Source organism: Microcoleus sp. D3_18a_C4 (assembly GCF_036702415.1).
Lineage (GTDB): Bacteria > Cyanobacteriota > Cyanobacteriia > Cyanobacteriales > Microcoleaceae > Microcoleus.
Genome location: NZ_JAUBTI010000058.1, coordinates 40121 through 43256, shown reverse-complemented (window position 1 = coordinate 43256; position 3136 = coordinate 40121). Strand labels below are relative to the sequence as shown.

The 3136-nt window shown below is 47.9% G+C and carries 2 protein-coding genes; one reads left to right on the top strand and one right to left on the bottom strand.

Annotated elements, in window-relative coordinates:
* Positions 1-242: 242 nt before the first annotated feature.
* Entirely contained in the window at positions 243-1892 is a 1650-nt protein-coding gene (locus QUB16_RS21870; RefSeq protein WP_333319331.1) for an NAD(P)H-hydrate dehydratase, read from the bottom strand.
* A 115-nt stretch (positions 1893-2007) separates the two neighbouring features.
* Between QUB16_RS21870 and mnmA the strand changes: the two genes are divergently transcribed.
* Complete coding sequence (gene mnmA / locus QUB16_RS21865; RefSeq protein ID WP_333319329.1) at positions 2008-3099, top strand: tRNA 2-thiouridine(34) synthase MnmA; 1092 nt, start codon at positions 2008-2010, stop codon at positions 3097-3099.
* Positions 3100-3136: the final 37 nt, after the last annotated feature.

Genomic DNA, 3136 nt, shown 5'->3' with positions numbered 1-3136 from the left:
TAACTTACAATTTTAATTGTTATTGTGGGATGGGCGTCCCGCCCGTCCAAAAAGGACGGGCGGGACGCCCATCCCACACACTTGTGGAAGTTATTTAATTCTCATTCCTAATGAATATAAGTTGTAATATCTTTATGAGGACTTCCGTTGTCAATACAAACCAAGGGCTAAGGTGCGCGGTGCACACCTACCCAATACAAAGATGCGGGGTACGCACTCTACCAACTCATGTTGATTGTTTGCTAAGAAAACTCTCGCAAAGCTGGAATTAAATACTGTGTCAAAGTAAAGGCATCTACTCCTAATTCCGTCCGTTCTTTGGCAGCCATGATTCCGGCTTGAGCGTGCCACCAAGCTGCTGTTGCAGCAACTGATTTGGGGGGGGATTTGCGGGCGATCGCACTTGCTAATAGTCCCCCTAACAAGCCTGTGAGAACGTCGCCGCTGCCACCTCTGGCGAGGGCTGGGGTGCTTTCGGGATTGAGGTAGGTGATGGTACGTGAAGCGTAGCTATCCCGTAGGGAATCGCCCTCATCCTTCCAACTTATGCACACTCTGGCTCCTTTGAGCAATATCGTTGCGCCACAAAGCTCAGCCGCTGCTTGAGTGGCGGCAATTCGATCGTCGCCGGTTTGGTCGGCTAATTCGGGAAATAAACGCTTGAATTCGCCCGGATGAGGCGTGATAATTGTCAGTGCACAGCGTTCGGACAAAATCGGGACTGTGCCGAGTTGAGCGAGGATATTTAAACCGTCAGCATCTAACACCAGAGGTCGATCGCTCTCCAGTACAGATTCTACAGCTATTGCGGCTTCCAATGTCAGACCTGGGCCTGCGGCGATCGCATCATAGAGGCTCAAATCAATTGCTACTGGTAACTCGCTAATTGCACCGCTTTGGGTTTCAGGACATCCTATAACTAATGCCTCTGGTAACTGGCTGCTCAACATCGATTTAATCGACTCAGGAACAGCAATTGACAGCATTCCGATGCCGCTAGCTCTTGCTCCCAATGCTGCCAAAATTGCGGCTCCGCTGTAGCGCCGGGAACCTGCAATAATTAGTAAGTGACCGTTGGTGTATTTGTGCGAAATTGGCGATCGGGGTAACGGCAAATGCTGAGTTGCCGAGGCTTTTGTAATGCGTTGTATTGCTGGCTTTTCGCCCAATATTGCTGCAATATCTGCTGCGGGAATATCAAAATCAATTAATTCTGAACTGCCGATATATTCTAACGCTCTATCTTGCAGAAATGCCCTTTTCCACAAACCCAAACATAATGTATGTTTTGCCCTAATTGCCGTTCCCAAAACTTCTCCGGTATCTGTATGAATTCCCGATGGAATGTCTATACTTAAAAGGGGGATATTTAAATTATTTATTTCGTCAATAGCGGCGGCTGTGGCGTTAGTAATTTCTCGTTCTAATCCAAAGCCAAATAAACCATCTACGAGGCAATCGCAGTTTTTCAGATTTTCAATTGTGTCAACAAATGGAATATTTAAAGAACGCGCATAATCAGCGTGACTTTTTGTTAGTTCTTTTAGTTTAGAAAACGGGCAGTAAATAACTACTTGGAATCCTTGAAAGTGCAATTCGCGGGCAACAACCAAAGCATCGCCGCCGTTGTGTCCCGGCCCAACCAATACGCCGATAACTGGCAATTGAGAATTAACAAGATTTTTCCCTTCTTGGCTTTTCCTTATATCCGTTAAATCCCGTACACTGCTAGTTGCCGAACTTCCTTCCTCCTTCAAAAGCTCCTGAATGCGTCTAGCAATAAGTCCCGCGACTTTTTCCATTAAAGCTGCGACTGGCATTCCAGCAGCAAAGATTCTCGTTTCTATTTGCCGCATTTGGTCGGCGGTGACAACAAATTTTTGAATGGTCATATTAATGCTAAAATTTCAGCTAACAGCAGCAGTGGCAAGTTGTAGTATACTTGTGGTATAATAAATTAGCTCGATCGAACAAAGTAACAGTAAAATAGCAATTTCTCTCAGAATCATGAACAAGATTGTTGTAGGCCTCTCCGGCGGGGTCGATAGTTCCGCAGCAGCCGCAATTTTACACCATCAAGGATATGAAGTGGTGGGTTTAACGCTGTGGTTGATGAAGGGCAAAGGTCAGTGCTGCTCTGAGGGAATGGTCGATGCCGCTAAAATTTGCGAAGATTTGGGCGTTCCCCACCACATTGTTGACAGCCGCGATGTCTTTCAGGCAAGTATTGTCGATTATTTGGTGGAGGGTTACAGTGCAGGAATTACGCCTCTGCCTTGTTCGCAGTGCAATAAAACTGTGAAGTTCGGGCCGATGCTTAAGTATGCTCGCGAAGAACTCGGAATTGAAAAAATCGCTACAGGGCACTACGCTCGGATTACTTACGATGCTGCTACGGGTCGCTATCAGTTGCTGCGGGCGATCGACCCTGCGAAAGATCAGTCTTATTTCTTGTACGATCTAACACAGGATTTGTTGGCGGGTACGGAATTTCCTTTGGGGGAAATTACCAAGACAGAAACTCGCAGAATTGCGGCGGAATTTGGCTTGACAACTGCTGATAAGCCGGAAAGTCAGGATTTGTGCTTGGTGGAAAGTAACGGTTCGATGCGGGCTTTTCTGGATAAGTACATTGCGCCGCAAAAGGGTGACATTGTGGACAAGTCAGGGCGGGTGCTCGGACAGCATGACGGTGTGCACCACTACACCATCGGCCAGCGGAAGGGACTGGGGATTGCTGCACCGGAACCGCTGTACGTGATTGAACTCGATGCTGCTGGCAATCGGGTAATTGTGGGCGATCGACAGTTGGCAGTAGAATCTGAATGTACAGTCCAGAAAGTGAATTGGGTTTCTGTGGCTGCGCCGATGGCTCCGATTCGGGCTCAGGTACAGATTCGATATCGATCGCAACCCGTCCCGGCTACAATTATTCCTGTAGAATCCTCCCAACCAGAGGAAAAAGTCGGCGGTACAAGAGTTAAGTTGATTTTTGACGAACCGCAGTTGAGCATTACCCCCGGACAAGCGGCTGTCTGGTATGACGGCGATATGCTATTGGGCGGCGGCATCATCGAAAGAAACCCACTGCCAAATTAAAGCAAGGGGCGGGCTAGAAGCCCCACCCCTACTCCCC

Bases quoted from the DNA above. Each gene is read 5' to 3' on its own strand.
- QUB16_RS21870 (WP_333319331.1), bottom strand. From the start codon at position 1,892: ATGACCATTCAAAAATTTGTTGTCACCGCCGACCAAATGCGGCAAATA.
- mnmA (WP_333319329.1), top strand. From the start codon at position 2,008: ATGAACAAGATTGTTGTAGGCCTCTCCGGCGGGGTCGATAGTTCCGCA.